Origin of the sequence: Sphingobium sp. AP50 (genome assembly GCF_900109095.1) — a bacterium.
Taxonomy (GTDB): domain Bacteria; phylum Pseudomonadota; class Alphaproteobacteria; order Sphingomonadales; family Sphingomonadaceae; genus Sphingobium.
On sequence record NZ_FNYZ01000030.1, the window covers coordinates 24,535 to 41,489 of the forward strand.

Genomic DNA, 16,955 nt, shown 5'->3' on the forward strand with positions numbered 1-16,955 from the left:
CTTTGGCCGCGCCGATCTACGAAACGATGTTCTACGCAACGCCTCATTTTCACCATTGCCTGGTCGACGGGCGCGTCGTCGCACTTGATATGAGGACGACCCGCTATTTCCTGATCCACGGTGCATCGGGTGAGGCGTTGATCCAATGGGAAGCGGGCACCAAAGACAAGCCGGAGGAAGCTTTCAATGACCTGATCGCGAAGGGATATGTGTCCCGCGAACAGGCCGGAAATCGACGTCTGGAGGCGTGCGCGGCGAAACCCCTGAAGGGCCGCGCCAACATTTGCGTGTCGTCCGCCAATTGTGCCGAGTATCTGCAGATCGCCTGGTTTCTTGCCACGACGCGCCTGCGCATAGCATCGGGATCGCTTGCGAGAACCCTTAAGCCGATGCGGAGACGAGCAGGACAGATGCCGGTCCGGGAGCAACAGGTCGTGATGGACCGTGTCGGGCGCTTTACCGCTTGCCGGCCATCCATTCCGCTATCCCGCGTCTGCCTCCTCGACAGCGTTGCGCTCTATCATTTTGTGGGAGATTCCATGGCGGAACTGGTCTTTGGCGTCAGTTTCGATCCCTTTGCCGCGCATTGCTGGCTCGAGCGCGATGGGTGGCTCCTGAACGACGAAATCGACCGCGTGCGTCGATTTACGCCGATCATGCGGTGCCGGGCATGAGCGATTTCATCCTCTGTCCAGCAGCGGGACCGGCTATCGGCATCGCTCGGCGGGCCCTTGCCGATCTGTCCCTGATCGACGACTTTTGCGAAACGTCGATCGACGCGAACTACAGGCTTTTCCTGAGGGGACGCGTTGAGATTTCGTCGGACCGGCGCCTTGTCATAATCGGCGAAGCCTTTGATGCAGCTGGCGGCCGCCTGAGCCAGGAGAGCCTCGACACGGCGGCGCATTGCGCTGATCCACTGGAAACGGTGGCATCGCGCCATTGGGGGCAGTTTGTGGCCGTCGTGGTCGATGCGCAGACCGTGCGCTTCTACAGGGATCCATCGGCTGGGCAGGGCTGCTACATGTGCCGCGTCGGCCGCGCGTTCTTCGCCGCCTCGAGCGTGGATCTGTTGCGGCTCGCCACAGGGGAGGATTTCGAGATTTGCCGGGACGGAATTATCCAGGCGCTTGCCTATCGGGATCTTCGGCAGGACCGCACGGCACTGAAATCCGTCTGCGAACTGACACCGGGATGCACCGCCAGCGATCAAAATGAGGGGGTTCGCTATGTCTGGCAACCGCTCGCGGACCTGGAGGTGGGCCGCGCGCTTACGCATGAAGAGATTGCGGAGCGGCTGGAGCGGGCGCTGAGGGTCGCCGTGCGCGCGCAAACGAACGGTGCCAGTCGCGTAATGCTGGAATTGTCCGGCGGATTGGATTCCTCCCTCCTCGCCATGCTCCTGGCGGACATGGCGATCGACTTTACGGCGGTCAGCTATGTCGGGCCTGACGCGCGAGACGATGAGAGCGATTTTGCCAGGGCAGTTTGCGCCCATTTGGGCCGGCAGTGGCGCGGATCGGTCCTGTCGGCTGATCACATCCGCCTCCATAAATCGGCTGCCGCGCATCTCGCGTGGCCGAGCGCCCGGCTTTTTACCCAGCTGTTCGATCAGGCGGCGGATAGGGCGTTGGACGAGCTTGGCTGCGACATGATCATGAGCGGGGGCGGCGGCGACGGCACCTTCTGCTATCTTCCCTCCAGCGCTCCATTGATCGATTGTCTGGGTAGTTGGAAAACGATGTTGAACAGTCGGGCGGTTGTCCATGATCTTGCGCTCGCCCATGAGACCACCAGCGCGGAGATAATCTGGCGGGCATTGCGAAGGATGATCCTGCCGCATCGGCTTTCCTGGAAAAGGGATGGCTCCTTCCTGTCCCGTGAGACGCGGCGGTCGCTGTCGCGCCGGGCCTGTCACCGGGGGATCGATCTGGGCTGCGCGCCGAGAGGCAAGTGCGATCATCTCAAGCAAATGATCGGCATCCATAATCACCTGGACGCCTACAGCGCGCCTCGCCAAGACGCCCTTCGGTTCCCGCTCGTGTCGAGGCCGGTGGTCGAAGCGGCGCTTCAGATACCGACCTGGCAATGGTTTGAGGGCGGGCGCAACCGTGCCCCGGTTCGCCGACTGCTCGCCGACAGATTGCCCCCGATGATCTCGGGTCGCCGGTCGAAGGGCGGCTTTGATGCTGTGATTCGCGATATCTTCAAGCAGCGCAGCGGAGAAATGAAGGCGCATCTTCACGATGGCTGGCTTGCCACGGAAAAAATCATCGATGTAGACGCCGTGGATGAAGAGTTTCGCCGCTTCCAGGAAAGCGGAAGCGGCGGCATCAACCGGCTGATGGTGCTGTGGGATACGGAAATGTGGGTTAGGGCCGTCCGCCGGCGGAAGGTGACGCGAGGTCTCCTTGAGGGGTCAGCCATCGGCGGAACCAGGCAATCGATCGCCGGTAGATCGCCAGGCGATGCGCCGGCTGCCATTTGATATGATGCTCGTCGGGAAAAACATACATGTCCACGGTTTTTCCCGCGGCCTCAAGGGCGTGATAGGCGGGGAGCGCAAGACGAAACTCGTCGTCTGAAAGCTGCATGAGAATGGGCGCGGCGATCTTGTCGGTATTTTGCAGAAACGAATAGCGTTGCCAGAATTTGGGGCCCTCCGTCCCTCGGGGCGGGTAGCCCCAACTGACGAGATCGCGATAATATTCCTCGCCGGCACTGTCGTAATTGCTCGGGTCTTCGCAGCATGAGCTGACGGCTGCGGCGCGGAACATACTGGAATTGACCAGTGCGAACTGGACCGTCGACGCCCCGTCGCTGAGGCCAGTGATGCCAATGCGCGCCGGGTCTACCAGTCCGCGGTCAATCAGTTGTGAGACACCGGCTTCAAGAGCGTTCAGAACATGACGCCGATCCGCCCAGCCCGCGACATTGTTTCGGCTGAACTCCGCAATATTCGCGGCAGGGAAGCGATTGGCATAATCCGTTGGCCTCTGGAAACTCAGCACGGCAAAGCCTGCCGCGGCCAACGGCAATATGGGATATTCATCGCCGGTTCCGCCCCGCAGAAAGCCGCGGCTCGTATATTGAACGACGACAAGGGGAAGCTTCCGATCGTTCCGATAGTCGGGCGGCAGGACAAGATCGCCAAAGGCTTCACCGCCCTGAAATTGCCAATAGAGGCGTTGCACCGCGCCGAAGCGATGCCGCGCGAAATCGGGGTTAGGCTCATAGACGGTGGAGACGGCGCCGTCCCGCGCCGAGATGGCGACGACCCGACGCGGCTCGAGGCTGCGCTCATAACCGCAAAACAGTTCGCCCTTGCCAGACTGGCAGCCGAGAATGAGATCCTCCGTCCGCAGGAGGAGGGTGGGTCGTCCGCGCCGTGGATGCCATTTGTAAAGTTCGAGATGGCTCCGGTCCGCTGGACCTTCCGTTCGCAGAAACAGGATTTCGTGCCGATCGGTCCACCAGATGCCGAGCAATTCGCCTGCGCACGCTTCGCTCTGACATGCGATGGGAACGCCATCGACGGCCGCGTGAAGCCTTGAGGGTGAGCGCAGCTGATCCGGCTGCTCACGCTCGACCCACGCTGCGGCATTTCCATCATCGCGGAACGTGCCAAGCCTGGCGTTTGCCGGAACGCCTTCGCTGCGCGATCCGAAAGCCTTGCTGGCGGCGTCTGCCCGAAGGCTCGTCAGCTGTTTCGTCTCGCGATCGACCTGATAATAGACGGGTGGGTACGCGCCGGGCGGAAAGGGAAGGGCGCGGGCCGTCTGCCATATTCGATAATCATAGTGAAAGCCGGAAAGCCCTTCTTCCTCGATGCGACGTTCAGCTTCCAGTCGGTTCGTGTCGGCCGCCAGAAGCACACGCCGCCCATCTGCCGACCATCTCAGATCGGAAATCGGCAGGTCGCCGGACGTTGCCGCTTCTGCCCCGCTGCCATCCGCATGGGCGATCCAAAGCCGGGTCTGCCCCTGGTCGCGCCGCACATAGGCGATATGATGTCCGTCCGGCGACCAGCGCGGCGTCAGCGGCATGGGCAGGCCGATCGGAAATCCCGCCAGACGGCGGTTGGAAAATCTCGCCTTGATGAAGTCTCCGCCCTGATCGGCTATGATAGGCGCGCGCTTCCCGCTTCGGTCGATGATCACAAGCGCCATGCAGTAGCGATTGGTTGCTGCGTCAGCACGGCGCATCTGCACCGCCAGTTGCTTATTGTTGGGGGACAGCGCGATATGGGAGGCATTCAGAGGGCTGGATCCACCATCGCCAAAGTCCCAGAGGCCGAGCAGATCCTCGGGGCTGACATCGGAGCCATTCGTGGCGCTCTGCTCCGCGCGTGTCGGCGGCGGGGAGCAGAGCGCGGCGGCAGCGGACGGCAGGGCGCCGACTGCCGCAAACAGGACAGCGACGAGGCAGTTTGGAAGGCGCATCTCACCACGCCTTGGTCAGCTGAAGCGAAACAACCCGGCCCAGCGGATTGGCGTTTTGCGGATCATAGCCAACCGCCGTGATCCCGTTGAAAGAGAAGGCCGCGTAGGGTGGATCCGTGTCGAACAGATTCGTCGCACTGAGCGCAACAGCAAGGCCCTGCAGCACGCCTGTCTTGTTCTCGAAGCGGTAGCTGAGCTGCGCGTCGATGGTGGTCCACGCATCCACATGCTCGACCGGACTGACGATGCTGTTGGTATAGCCGCGCACATAGTTAAGGCTGGTGAGCGCAGAGAGGGGGCCAGAGGTCCATCCCGCATGCGCGCGCAGACGCAGATCGACCGGATTGTTGATGCTGTTTAATATGTCGATGGCTGGCGCCGATGCGCTCGCTGCACGCGTGAAGCGGAAGAGATAGGTGCCATCGATGCCAAGCCGGGCTGTGCCGCTCCCCGCTGGAAATTGATATTGGGCATCGAAGTCCAGGCCTTTCTGCCGGACAACCGCGAGATTTTGCGTTCGGGCATCGATGAAAACATCGACATCGGCGGCTTGCAGGCCGAAATAGTCGATGAAATTGGGCGAGTTGATGGCGGCCTGCAGCATCTCCAGCGAGGGACTGTCGTTGATCAGCGCCGCATAGGTTGCCCGATTATTCAGCATCTGCAGCAGGGCGGAGGTCAGATCGACGATCTGATCCTTGTAGCGGATATTAAAATAGCTCGACGAAAGGCGCAGGCCGGGAAGCAGTGCTGGCTCCAGCACAAAGCCCAGGGTGAATGTGCGCGCCTTTTCCGGCTTCATGCCGGTCTTGTTGCCGCGATAGTACATCACGTTGCTGGTGCCAGTGGGCGACTGCGGATCGCTGACGGGGTAGATGAAATAGACGTCCGAATCCGGTGTCTGCCGCAGTTCGACGAACCCAGGCGCCCGGAAAGATGTGCCGAAGCTGCCTTTAAGCTCCAGTCCGGACACTGGTTTCCAGGATAGCCCGAACTTCGGGTTCGTCGTGGAGCCGAAGTCGTTATACCGCTCGTGCCTGACTGCTGCGGACAGGCTCAGCGATTGGAATGCGGGCAGGGCGTTCGCTGCGCCGATGATCGGCACGAAGATTTCGCCATAAACGGCTTCGATATTGCGCGCGCCCTGCGTGCCGGTGGAAACATATGGCTCGAGCCGGCTCTGGTCCGAAACGGTCCGCGATCTGAAGCGTTCATCGCGATGCTCGGCGCCCAAGGCCAGGCGCGCCTCGCCACCGGGGAGGTCGACCAGCGGACCGTCACCACGCACCGCGCCCGACCATATTGTCGACGCGAAGCGCGAGTGGGTCGATCCGCGAATATAGTCGAGCACCGTGGCACTGTTGACCTTGCCGTCCCCGAGGAGATTGACGGCAATCGAGGGATCGCTGCTCGCCGCGGCGACGGCCAGTCGGGCGGTATTGGGAAGATTGATCGTCCCGAAATTCTCGATCTGCTTCCCATAGGTGCCACGGATATCGATTGCCCAGCCGCCAAGAGCGATCGTACCGCCGCCGTTGAACCCCAGGGCCTCGACCTTGCCCTGATCGGTACGCGGGCCAAGCTCGTCGGTGAAATCATAGCGGACGCTGATCGCGCGGCCTGTTCCGAGAGGATCGACATAATAGGGGTTGTCGGGTGTGACGGTGATGGAGGATTGATAGCCTGCGGGGTTCACGCGTTTGGAGAAGGACCGACGGGCGTACAGACCCTCAATGTCCAGCGTGAAGTCGTCGGTTACATCCTGTTCGACCCGACCATAGGCGGAATAGCGCGTCTGGCGTGGGAGAAGGTCGGCCTGCTCCCATCCGTCCTGTCGGTTGAGCGATCCTGCGACCAGGTCCGATGCAACAAGCGAACTTCCGTCCTGGCCGGAGGGAATCGCATAGGTCTTGCCGCCAGCCACGATGTTTCCGGGGTTGGCGAACTGGACGCGATAGTCGCTACCGCCCCAACGGCGCAGGTCCTGTGTTGCGAAGTCACGATCATCTGCCGCAAGGCTACCGCGACGATAATATTCGATCGCAAGCACAGCGCGACCCGAACTCCATTTGGTGCCGGCGACCTGGCTGGCCTGGATCTCCGAAAAATCTCCGTCAGCCGTGCCATAGCGAAGGCCGGTTTCGAGCCCCTCGAATTTTCGGCGGGTGATGAGGTTGACGACGCCGGCGACCGCATCGGATCCGTAAATCGCGGATGCGCCATCGGGCAGGACCTCGATCCGCTCGATTGCGCTGACGGGCAGCATCGATATGTCTGCAAAGACACCCCCGGAGCCGCCCAGGGCTGGACGATTGCCGTTGAGGAGCACCAGCGTGGAGGAGGGGCCAAGACCGCGCAGATTGATCGAGGATCCATAGGAGGAGTTGAGATTTGCGCCGCTCGCGCCGGTGGCGCCGCTCGTCGCTTCGTTGGCGCCGCCGCCATAGGCTTGGGGGATCGACTGGAGGATCTGCTGCGCAGACGCATAGCCGCTTTCGCCGATCACCTTTCGATCGAGACGGATGACGCTCGATCCTGGCGCATCCGCGCCTCGTATGCGGGAGCCGGTGACCAAGAGCGTGTTTGCCGCGTCAGCGCCGTCACTCAGCGCCGCCGACGCTTCCGATCGCCCCAGGATCACCAGGCTCCTGCCATTCTCGCGAAAGCGCAGATCGCTCGACTTGAGGAGAATGGTGAGCGCCTCTGTGGGCGTAAAATGGCCCTCGACCGCCGGCGCGGTTCTGCCCGCTACGGCTTCTGGCCGGAACAGGATCTCACGCCCCGTCGCGGCGCCCAGCGCCTGGAGCGAGGCGGCCAGATCCTGCTCTGCGATATGCAGTTCAATCCTTTGATCACTCTGCGAGATTGCGATCGGGGCATAGCTGGCGGTTGTGATCGCTGCGATGCTGAACACCGAGGAAGCCAATCCATGGAATATCTGTCGCACTATGTCCCCCTTTGTCTGTCGCGCGCCGATTGCGGCGCATGACGGGGACCACGCTCGAATTTACCGATTTATGAGAGAGCTGCCGGCGGGCGAAAAATTTTATTGGGCCGTGATACTGATTGTGCCGTCTGGCTCGTTCCGGGCGCGCAGATCGAGAAGAAGTGCAAGATTGCTGGCCAGACGCTGGGGATCGTTGATCCTGAACGTGCCCGACGCCCGCATTGCCGCAACTTCGGGCCCAGGCGCCCGGATTTTCATGCGCGAATAGCGGTTGGCTTCCTGGATCAGTTCGCCCAGTTCAATCTGGTCGAACTGGCGTAACAGCGAGGGCCAGTCGTTCCCTGCGGGACCTGTGGGAAATTGCTTCAGAAGGCTGAGTCCGGTGGATCCGGTTTCTGCCGCTTGCCCGGGGGCAAGCATTTTGGTCGTCAATATTCGTCTACCCTCAATGCGGGCTCTTTGGGTGACCTCGACGGAACCGCGCAGCAGATGGACAGCAGAGCGACCATCGGAAAGAGCGCTGACATCGAAGACCGTTCCATGAGCTGTGACCGACATGGCGCCTGCCATGACTGTGAAGGGTCGGGCCTCGTGCGCGACCTCGAAGCGTGCTTGCCCGCGCTCGAGATGGAGAGTCCTGCCTGAATCCGTGAAGTCGGCTCGAACGATGCTGTCGGTGTCGAGCGTGAGGATGGACCCATCGGCCAGTTTTATCCTGCGAATCTCACCAATGGCGGTCTGCATAGGGTTCGACGCGTTTGCTGCCACTGCCATCGAGCGCGAGGCATCGGTTGACGGACCAGGGTGGAGAGGTTTCCGGACAAAAGCGGTGACAGATATGATGCCGAGGCACAGGGCGGCAGCCAGAACGGACAGCTGCCGTCGCTGGCGCCGATTGGCCGGGATGGCAGGTTCGGGATCGAATTCCAGGCCCTTTCCGAGATTATATATTTCGCTGATCCGGGCATAGGCTGCCCGATGCGATGGGCTAGCGGCCATCCAGGCGTCAAACTCCATCTTCCGGTCCGCTGCAGCCGGACCGCGCATGGCGGCGAACCATGCTGCCGCCTCGTCGCGCAAGAAATCTGAAGGCCTATCCATCATCATTCACCATCCAGCGCCTGCGCGATCCGCGCAAGCGCGCGACCGAAATGATATTGGACAGTCGGGATAGAAATGCCAAGTTCCTCGGATATCTGCTTGTAGGTCATGCCTTTGGCACGCTGCATGATAAAGACCTGCCGCGTCTTTTGGGGAAGGGCGGCCACGGCCTGTCGGTAGAGACGCAGGCTGTCGACTCCTTCGATCGCAAGCCCCTGATCCGGCTCCACTGCGATTTCGACATCTTCTGCTGTCTGTTTCCCGAAGGCGGCTTCCGCGCGCTTGGAGAGGCGGATGCGATCAACGAGAAGATTGCGCGCAATTTTCTGCAGGTAGGATGCCGGATGGGAGAGGGGGGTCTTTCGCATATGGGCGGTGAGCCTCACGAAAGCCTCCTGCATCAGATCGCAAGCGTCATCGCTGTCCCGTGTCTGACGCTTGAAGTAACGAAGCAGACCCGGCGCCTGCGTGCGGTAGGTCTGGGCCAATAGAGGTGTGTCGATCTCTTCGTCGGCCAGCAGGACGACGCCCATGGAGCGCTCGTCGACCCCTTGGGGGACTTTTTCGCCAAAGCCTTCATCCAGAACGGAAGCACGAATGGGACGGGACACGAAACACCTGGCCATGCGGCTGACAGCATCACGGCCCCGAAAACTCGGGGGTGAATTGGCTAGGTGTGTCTCGAACGATGCTGCCGCATCTGTTCTGACCGTCCGGCACGCACGACGGACGTATTGATGCCTGACAGGGAAATCCTACCGGAAGGCTGTCAGCATTCTCCATCCGGCAAAAGGATGATGCATGGTCTACAGGACGATTTCAAGACGAAGCGATGGGAAGTTTTACATGCTCGGATGGGGCGTATCAGCAGACCGACTGTACTCAAACTGGTGTTCCTCGGTTTTGGATGCGCAACATTCTGCATCAAGCCGATCTACCGTTGTCCTGGCATTTACAATTTATTCTTGGACGCGCAGTAATCAATCCCCTCCCTCCACACCATGGGTTCGCATAAATGGCCGATGAAACACCCAATGAATTCACGACGCTCACCGTCCAGCTACTGAGCGCCTTCGTCTCCAACAATACGGTTCCTGCCGACGGTCTGGCTGACCTGATCAAGTCGACACGTGCGGCATTGGCCACAAACCCGGTCGCGATCCAGGTCGAGCCGGAAGCGCAAGGTTACGTACCCGCCGTATCGATCCGCAGAAGCACTGCGTCGCGCGATTTCATTCTGAGCCTTATCGACGGAAAGCCCTACAAGACATTGAAGCGACATCTGGCGCAGCATGGTTTGACGCCGGATCAGTATCGCGATCGATTTAATCTGCCCAAGTCCTATCCCATGGTCGCCCCAGCCTATTCCGATGCCCGGCGGGCCGTCGCCGAAAAGCTGGGTTTGGGTAGAAAGCCCACGAAGATTACAGAGAACGGCAAGGAGGATGCTCTGCCGAAGGATGCGGGTTCGACGATCAATCCAGCTCCCCGCACCGCAGTGGTCGCCGCCGAAGCAGCCGATGTCGGCACAAAAAATGTTAAGGCGGACACGGCCAAGACGGCACCAAAAACGAGGAAGATGGCTGCTCCAGAGACTACCACGGCCAAGCCGGGAAAAAAGGAACCAGCGGCAGTCAAGAAAACAGCGCGAAAGCGTTTGTCGATTGCTACGCCAACGGACGACAAGCCCGCCCCCGCGCTCAAAGCTGACAGGAAAGATCAAGCAGTTTCCCTTGGGATCGAGGCCGAAACGATCAAACCAAAGAGAACCGTGAAAGCTCCAGGTTCGCCGAAGGCGGCCAAGCGAGCGGCAAAGCCGAAATCGTCGGCACCGACTGTGAAAGCAGGCACTGCGCCTGTCGCGGACGGTGGCGAATTGAAGCAAGCCGCAGCTGGGAAGGCGTGAACGAGTAGAGCGCGGCGCCGTTGGCGCCGCGCTTCGCTAATCTGCAGATGATTCAAAGACATCCGGGGATTTCGACCCTTTGCCGCCTTTCAAGGGGCGATTTTCGATTGCCAGGTGCGGACCGACTGCTAACCGAATGACTGGGCCTGCGGCAGGCTGCGAACTAGCATATAGATATCTAAGCGACCTCCACCTTAGCTTTTCCAAAGGCTTCGACTTTCTAGGCCAATCTGCCTCGGTTAAGCCTAATCGCATGGACGACACTTATTCGCCGAAACCTCGCGCCAAGGCGGTCGCCTGCCCAAATTTTACCCATCCGGCAGCGATTGAACCCGTCGCGGACTTACGAACGCAATATCTCGAGTAAACAATCTATCTTGCCGTCTGCGATGAAAATGAATGGGTGTTGGAGTTCGGTGGCAATGCGCCGAGCGGCCGCATCTGCTTTCTCCTGATGATCCCGCAATGCCGTGACATCGCGATATGGCCGTTCGCGCTCCCTATCGGCCCGACGCCGCTCCGCTATCACTTCAGGATCGGCTGCCAGAAAGCAGATCGTGTCAAGCCGGAGAGCCTTGAATACCCAAGATGGAATTTCGATTAGATCATCGCGCCCGTCGATGATGCTATGTCCATCAAATATGATCGGGAGTTCCGTCCCGGCTGCCTCACGTTCGAATGCAGCGATCATGAGGGCCTGATTGTCGATAACAGCCCCTGTGCGCAACGCCTCCGAGCTTTGCGGGTCCTGCGCCCTGTATGCCTGTTCAGCTTTGATCAGCCCGCTGGCTTGGAGATGGAGCAACGGTACAGTCTCGCGGACCTTGTCGATGAGCGTGGACTTTCCCACGCCAGACAGGCCAAGGACAGCTATACGTCTATTCATACCGCAAATCCAAAGGCGCCCTGCCTGAGCACCGACAATTGCTGTGGCGGAAGAAGGTTTTTGATTGATTGCGGCGGATGGCCCGCAAACACGCTGCAAGTCTTGAGAGCCGCCAACGACATGGGCGGTTCAAGATGCGCCGCCAAGAGGAAGTTTATCACTTTGACCGGGCGACCTTGCGATGCGGCCAAATTCCTGAGCTGCGCATCGCTATAGACAGAGCGACCACCCGCCAGCCGGCGCAGTTCTTCGGTGGAATGTGCAAGCTTCATCTCCTCGAACACGCCGACGGTCGTTATGGCCTGCGAGGGCTGCGCCCCGGACTTGCCCTTGTAGAAGAACAGGAGCGCTCCAGGTTGAGAGATATGCGCAGGTGCCCGGCATAAATAGACCTTTCGGATCGTGTTGCCGGGCCGCTGAAACCCAGTGTCACTGAAAAGGCTAAGTTGATTGCGGTTCACCAGCTCAGGGAAGAGGATCTCATGAAATTCCTCCTGGATGGGTATCGCATAGGCGGCGACTCCGTCGCCAGTCGCGAATCGCGGATAATTTTGCCGAGCCAGATCGAACAGCGAGGTTTCGGGAACAGGCAGGAGCCGATCACGGCCTATGGCCTTTTCGTAAACGCGCTCGCCATTCTCATTGTCTCGCGTATGGCGAAAGCCGTAATATTCAAGCAGCGCCATAAGCGTCTGCTGTCCCGAATAAGTCGTGAGATAAACGACGTCATGATTATTGGACTGGGCGTACCACAGGACCTGCTTGAGCAGGAGTTCACCAAGCTTTACACCTCGACTTTCGGCCCGCACCTTGAACGTGCAGATCTTGAGGATCTTTTCGCCGGGAAGCGTGGCGTCGGTATCACCCTGCCGTTCGTCCTTGCGAACGATCAGACCTGCAACCTGCCCCTCATCCATTACCACCCAGCACTTCCGCATTGGTTTGACGCATTTCTCGCGCCACCAATCGTCAAATCCCGGATAGTCGTCCCGCAGGCTAAGAAAGATGGGGTCATTCTGAGAAATGGTGTTGGCCTCCATCTCCAGCACCGCCGGGAAAACGACGGCTACCGCCTCATAAGTGGTCCGGAGGAAGGAGACCGCGTCGGCGACGTACAGAACACGAGCGCCGAACGTGGAGGATATTCGCTCGGCGCGCTCATGAAGGCCTTGGTCCTCGGTAACGAGGAAGTCGGCAACACCGATTTCGAGTGCATGGAGCAGCGTCGCGTCCACGAGGTCATTCGGGCGGCGGATACGACCGAAACTAGCCTCCAGTTCCACCTGGCCAATCCCCGCCATTTTTTTTACGACGGGGAATTTATTGATCTTGCTCAGGGATACGCGGCGGCGCGCTTCATCCTTGTCCCGCCTGATATCGTCAATTGCTGCTTCATGGACGAAAATCTCGACGCCGTGCCGCCCCGCAAGTTGTTGCAGGGAGGCGAAGTGCGGTGCGACTTCGGCATGATCTTCCAGGCCGATGAAGACATTTGTGTCAATCAGGAATCTGGGCGCGCTCATACAGAAGGGCTTCTCGCATCTTGGGCGTCGCATAGAGGAAGGACTGGGGTGGTTCGAAACTAAATCGATCCCTGAGCTCACTCAAGCCCAAGGGACGCGGCAGCGGCCGACCATGCCGCAGTTCGATGGCGAATGCCTGCCCAGCGCCCTCGAAATATGCGTCGAAATCCTTACGGGCGATGCAGGCGCGATCACCAAACGCCTTCCATATTTCCAATGGCGTGCGCTTATGAACTTCGCCGATCTCGGCGATACCGGACAGAGCCCGTGTCGGACTGGTCTCATAGATGAGGGCCGTCGTGCCACACGGCACTGACATGGGGAAGCGGCGGCGAAGCTCCACCGTCTTCTCTCCGCTTACAATTTTTCGGGTGTATGCTGGCTTGATGCTGAACACAACGTCCCGGTGCGGTGGCAGCCGGTCATCGTCGATGATCGGCAGCATCAATTGGTTTTCATCGACCTGATCGAAGCGATAATCAGCCTCCCGCAGACTGTTGATCATCGTGGCCGCGTTGTCGAAGCAAGCCTGGATCCGTAAGGTCGCGCCCATTGCGCCCAGATAATCGCGCAGCGTCGAGACGTGGATATCTTTGCGGCTCTCCAAGCGCGTGACCGCAGACTGACCGATTTGCAGGCGCTCAGCGACCTGAGTCTGAGTGAGACCGGCCAGCTTCCGGATTTCACGAAGGCGATGGCCAATGTGGCCATCTACGGCGTCGGCACCGCCCGGAAGCGGTTCAAAAATTTTGCCAACGACCTTCATTCTTCCTCGCACACTTTGCAAACCCTGATTCCAATATATTACATCGAAGGCATATTCCGCCAAGTGATTTGTGCGGTGCAAGAGGAGGGCGGTACTGCTTCAAATGCGCCCGGACTTTTCTTACCCGGCGGGAAATGGCAGGAGCGGCAGATGCAGCGGGGCAATCGGGCCGCCGCACTCTTGTTTCACTTTTGTCCGGGACTTAACGTGACCGAGCATCTCTACGTCGTCAGTTCGGAATGGGGCGGCACCCAAGGCGGAATCAATGTTTTCAACAAATCCCTCGTTGAGGCGTTGGCGCGCGTCGTGGGCGCCGGCGTACAAGTCTGTGCTGTCATCGCATCGGTGGAGACGATTCCCACCAGCCAAAGCGGAGCTTTTCGTTTCATCGATTATGATGGAACGGGCGAAGGCCTGGCAACGACCATCGTGCGCGACATCGAGGCGACGCGATCCGGGGCTGATCGGATCGTTATAATCGGCCATGACGTCCACAGCGGACCTCATGCACTTATTGCTTGCGAGGCCTTGCGCGATCGAGCTCTGAAGAGTGAAGCCGCCCTGTTCTGCCACATGGACTATTCTGCATATCAGAAGTTCAAATCTCAGCCGATCAGGCAAATCAACGAAAAAATAAAGCTTCAACGCGATATAGTTAAAAGAGGCGATCATGTCTTTGCGGTCGGCCCCCTGCTTCAGGAGGCCTTCGGTGCACTTCGCGATGTCACTGAAAAACAGTCTCCGATCTACTCGATTATCCCCGGCGCACCGGAGGCGCTAACCAAGCGCATTGCTGAAAATCCAGCCAAGGCTACGCATTTCTTCTTTGCCGGCCGTATCGATCCTGACAATGACCCAATCAAGAACGGCCGTCTGGCCTTGCGCGCCATTTTCGAAGCATATGAAAAGAATGCGCGATCGACCAACCCCCGCTGGCACCAGCGTGGCCAGTTCATTGCATACGGACTTGGCGAGGACGTCACGGACGCGTGGTTTTGCGAAGAGCTGAAAGGGTTTTCTTATGGCAACCACTTCACTCCCCTGCCGCGACGCTTCGCCGATCAAGAGGAGATTTTTGACGAACTCTTGAATAGTCATGTCTCCATCATGCCCTCAATTCATGAGGGCTTTGGCCTGGCCGGATGGGAGGCGGTGTGCGCCGGGGTTCCCCTGATCTGCTCCAAGCACACAGGATTGGCCGAGTTCCTCGACGCTTATTTCAACGAAAACCATCTGGCACCAAGAGAGTCAGTGCTTTTCGTTGAGATGGGGGACGAAATAGACATCGACACGCTCTCATCAGCGATTGACGAGATGGTGCGAAAATATGACCGGCGTCGGTCGCATGCGCGAAAGTTAGCTGAGGATATCACAAAGCAGTTCACCTGGGATGCCTGCGCCCAGTCGGTGGCCAGCCGGCTCGGCCTATCTCAGGCGGGACCATCTGACTGGCAATCCCGCCAACAGGACAGCGATGCCGCGCTTGCTCGCGATGGCACGAGCGACAACATTGCGGCCGAAGTCGAACGTGCGCTCCGGGAGGCAAATGCGGCCAACTCACTGAACGAATGGAGCCTGACCTGCACCGCGCTCAATTATATCAGTGATATCGGTAAAACTCCGACATACGCCGAGAGACAGAATGCGTTCGGTCAGCTGCAGACAATCGCTGATGGAATCCAGAGGGGATATGAAGCCGAAAGCTTGCGCCAGCCCCTGATCCGGTTTTCGGGACGCTTTGATGTCGGGTGGCGCTTCATGGCGGCAGCATCAGGGGTTGCGCGCTCGTTTCAGGCCTTCGTGACAGTCATACCGAAGGAGATGCTTCGCGACATACATGCCGACAGCTTCCTTAACCGCGAGTTTCTCCATTACTCAATGAAGTTCGCTGACGAGTTCGACAATGTATCGGAGGAGGTCGCGCGCGAATTCTTTGCTCAAGCGCTCGCTAGTGCACCCGAGAGTCCCCCGCTTCAGATCCGCTTTGCTCGTCTCGAAGCCGCCTTCCCTGAACTTGCCTCGGTCGCCTCCCTCGATCCATCGCAAAACTCCCATTATAACGCTGAGCGAAATCGCTGCGAAGCAATCAGGGCCAGTCGATTCGACCTTAATGATCTCGCGACCAATCATCAGCTTGGGCCCACGGCCCTGGCGCTTGCAACGCTCAGTCCAGCCTTTCGGACGCGTGGGATCGATCAGATATTCATCGCCGGGAATGAACACGGCCATGTCGCGCCAAGACCGGCCTGGCGCGGCGACAAGCTCCTACGGAGCGCGTTATTGGCCGCCATCCTTCACCCGAATATGCTCATCGCTTTTATAGAGGCGATGGCATTGGATGAAGAGGAAGCAATAAGGTGGGCCGCGATAGACCTCGCCTTCTCCCTGACAGTGCGCAGCCGACTTTTTGACGCCAGCCGCGCCGGGACGCTCGAGGAATCGTCCTTTCAGCTCAAGCAACGCCTTGGAGCCATCGTCGATTCCGCCGTCCAGGGCGATGGATGTCATCCTTGGATGCAACGTGAGTTTCTGGACCGCTTCCATCGCGAACACAGCGCCCCAAGCCTCCCTAAAGAGATGCGGTTCACCGCAAGCGACTTCCCTTTCTCCCGTGCACTATTTGGTCCGGCAGTCGGTGAGGCAGGAAACCATCCCTTCGACAGTCTTCATCCCGAAGTTCACCTCAGCGCCCAGAAACTGCTCGAAACGATGCGTCGCGTGCTGCTGGTCCTGCCTCCCATTTCGATGAAAACCGGGGCACCCGACGTCTCGACGACATCAACCCCGCCTTTGGGCCTTGGGATGGTGGGCAGCCACCTCCTCGCGGACGGCCATGACGTCCATCTTGCAGACTGCCATCGGACACCGGCCCTCGTCCATGAGGTCATCGAAGCGGCGTCGCAATTCCAGTGGATCGGCTTCAACACCGTTCTACCGACGATGCGGTCAACGTTGTACATGGCCTCATCCATCAAACGGACCTTCTCACCGCCAGCGATCGTGGTTGGCGGCCCGGCGGTCAATGCTGGCGCGTTTCAAAGCGCAGCGCAGAATGATGATGAAGCAAGCTCTTGGGACTTCGAGATCAACGCGCAGGCGGAAACGAATTTCGCTTATCTGGTCCGAAGTGCGGCCCGCGGTGACGCAGCGCTTCCGGCCGGCATCAAGCCCAATGAGCACAGCCCTTTGGTGTTGAACGCCGGCCACCGATCCAAAGGCGCATCCGCCGCCATCGAGCCCCGGGAATGGCCTGAGACAGTCTTGCTCGACCGTCGCCTTTTCTCGACGCCTAAGAGCCTGTCTTGAATCTCATGCGTAACGAGCGATACGCCTGATGAGGATGATTGCAGCGGCGGCATAAAGCAGGGCATTTGCGGATTTGAT

Annotated in this window: 11 protein-coding genes; 4 read left to right on the forward strand and 7 right to left on the reverse strand. The window is 59.5% G+C overall.

The features are described 5' to 3' along the window. Positions 1 to 2: 2 nt before the first annotated feature. Both BMY84_RS26700 and BMY84_RS26705 read left to right on the forward strand, forming a co-directional pair. Positions 3 to 674: a lasso peptide biosynthesis B2 protein gene (locus tag BMY84_RS26700; protein ID WP_093088001.1), complete on the forward strand. Its 672-nt coding sequence runs from the start codon at positions 3 to 5 to the stop codon at positions 672 to 674. Further along, positions 671 to 2,488, forward strand: a complete 1,818-nt coding sequence (locus BMY84_RS26705; RefSeq protein WP_093088002.1) for an asparagine synthase-related protein — start codon at positions 671 to 673, stop codon at positions 2,486 to 2,488. Before BMY84_RS26700 ends, BMY84_RS26705 begins: the two co-directional genes overlap by 4 nt. Here BMY84_RS26705 and BMY84_RS26710 read toward each other — a convergent pair. The 4 genes from BMY84_RS26710 to BMY84_RS26725 form a co-directional block, all read right to left on the reverse strand. After that, complete coding sequence (locus tag BMY84_RS26710; protein ID WP_093088004.1) at positions 2,373 to 4,442, reverse strand: Atxe2 family lasso peptide isopeptidase; 2,070 nt, start codon at positions 4,440 to 4,442, stop codon at positions 2,373 to 2,375. The two genes, BMY84_RS26705 and BMY84_RS26710, sit on opposite strands and share 116 nt — an antisense overlap. Before the next feature lies 1 nt (position 4,443). Next, complete coding sequence (locus tag BMY84_RS26715; RefSeq protein WP_177204218.1) at positions 4,444 to 7,389, reverse strand: TonB-dependent receptor; 2,946 nt, start codon at positions 7,387 to 7,389, stop codon at positions 4,444 to 4,446. 99 nt (positions 7,390 to 7,488) lie between these two features. Further along, positions 7,489 to 8,496: a FecR family protein gene (locus tag BMY84_RS26720; RefSeq protein WP_093088007.1), complete on the reverse strand. Its 1,008-nt coding sequence runs from the start codon at positions 8,494 to 8,496 to the stop codon at positions 7,489 to 7,491. Then, entirely contained in the window at positions 8,493 to 9,101 is a 609-nt protein-coding gene (locus BMY84_RS26725) for an RNA polymerase sigma factor (protein ID WP_256215465.1), read from the reverse strand. The genes BMY84_RS26720 and BMY84_RS26725 overlap by 4 nt, the downstream gene beginning before the upstream one ends. 404 nt (positions 9,102 to 9,505) lie before the next feature. Between BMY84_RS26725 and BMY84_RS26730 the strand changes: the two genes are divergently transcribed. Further along, on the forward strand, positions 9,506 to 10,396 hold the full coding sequence (locus BMY84_RS26730; RefSeq protein ID WP_093088010.1) for a MucR family transcriptional regulator: 891 nt from the start codon (positions 9,506 to 9,508) through the stop codon (positions 10,394 to 10,396). A gap of 343 nt (positions 10,397 to 10,739) precedes the next feature. Here the strand turns inward: BMY84_RS26730 and BMY84_RS26735 are convergent, their stop codons facing one another. Genes BMY84_RS26735 through BMY84_RS26745 form a run of 3 tightly spaced genes read right to left on the reverse strand, consistent with a single transcriptional unit; the run spans position 10,740 to position 13,571 of the window. Further along, positions 10,740 to 11,282, reverse strand: a complete 543-nt coding sequence (locus BMY84_RS26735; RefSeq protein ID WP_093088011.1) for an ATP-binding protein — start codon at positions 11,280 to 11,282, stop codon at positions 10,740 to 10,742. After that, positions 11,279 to 12,805 carry a GNAT family N-acetyltransferase gene (locus tag BMY84_RS26740; RefSeq protein ID WP_093088013.1) on the reverse strand — a complete coding sequence of 509 codons (1,527 nt, stop codon included), beginning with the start codon at positions 12,803 to 12,805 and terminating at the stop codon, positions 11,279 to 11,281. Before BMY84_RS26740 ends, BMY84_RS26735 begins: the two co-directional genes overlap by 4 nt. Continuing rightward, positions 12,780 to 13,571, reverse strand: coding sequence for a helix-turn-helix domain-containing protein (locus tag BMY84_RS26745; protein ID WP_093088027.1), 792 nt, complete (start codon positions 13,569 to 13,571; stop codon positions 12,780 to 12,782). Before BMY84_RS26745 ends, BMY84_RS26740 begins: the two co-directional genes overlap by 26 nt. Here BMY84_RS26745 and BMY84_RS26750 point away from each other — a divergent pair. Next, complete coding sequence (locus BMY84_RS26750) at positions 13,509 to 16,877, forward strand: glycosyltransferase (protein ID WP_177204219.1); 3,369 nt, start codon at positions 13,509 to 13,511, stop codon at positions 16,875 to 16,877. The genes BMY84_RS26745 and BMY84_RS26750 overlap by 63 nt on opposite strands. The last annotated feature ends 78 nt before the right edge of the window (positions 16,878 to 16,955 follow it).

What these genes read in the sequence shown, in the direction of transcription:
- BMY84_RS26710 (WP_093088004.1), bottom strand. Translation starts at nt 4,442, where the DNA reads ATGCGCCTTCCAAACTGCCTCGTCGCTGTCCTGTTTGCGGCAGTCGGC.
- BMY84_RS26745 (WP_093088027.1), bottom strand. Translation starts at nt 13,571, where the DNA reads ATGAAGGTCGTTGGCAAAATTTTTGAACCGCTTCCGGGCGGTGCCGAC.
- BMY84_RS26740 (WP_093088013.1), bottom strand. Translation starts at nt 12,805, where the DNA reads ATGAGCGCGCCCAGATTCCTGATTGACACAAATGTCTTCATCGGCCTG.
- BMY84_RS26720 (WP_093088007.1), bottom strand. Translation starts at nt 8,496, where the DNA reads ATGATGATGGATAGGCCTTCAGATTTCTTGCGCGACGAGGCGGCAGCA.
- BMY84_RS26735 (WP_093088011.1), bottom strand. Translation starts at nt 11,282, where the DNA reads ATGAATAGACGTATAGCTGTCCTTGGCCTGTCTGGCGTGGGAAAGTCC.
- BMY84_RS26730 (WP_093088010.1), top strand. Translation starts at nt 9,506, where the DNA reads ATGGCCGATGAAACACCCAATGAATTCACGACGCTCACCGTCCAGCTA.
- BMY84_RS26705 (WP_093088002.1), top strand. Translation starts at nt 671, where the DNA reads ATGAGCGATTTCATCCTCTGTCCAGCAGCGGGACCGGCTATCGGCATC.